Here is a 255-nt window from a genome sequence, read left to right as displayed (position 1 = left end):
GGGAACACTCTAAACAGACGCTACGTTTTCGAGTACGGGAGTTTCACCCTCTACGCTCACGCTTTCCAGACGCATTCCTCTAACCACGCATTTTCTGACTCGTTGCCAGTCCGGCAGAACTGACCAAAAGGTCCCACGACCCCGCGAATGCAACCCCTGCCGGGTATCACACAGACGCGGTTTAGCCTCATCCGCTTTCGCTCGCCACTACTCACGGAATCACGGTTGTTTTCTCTTCCTGCGGGTACTGAGATG

The 255-nt window shown here is 54.9% G+C and carries 1 rRNA gene; it reads right to left on the bottom strand.

The features are described from left to right. A 23S ribosomal RNA gene (locus QSK25_RS45295) occupies window positions 1–255 on the bottom strand; the annotation flags it as partial.

This window comes from Lentzea sp. NBRC 102530, from assembly GCF_030269365.1.
Classification (GTDB): Bacteria; Actinomycetota; Actinomycetes; order Mycobacteriales; family Pseudonocardiaceae; genus Lentzea.
The sequence above is the reverse complement of the archived record's forward strand: the minus strand, read 5'-3'. Positions and strand labels throughout refer to the sequence as shown.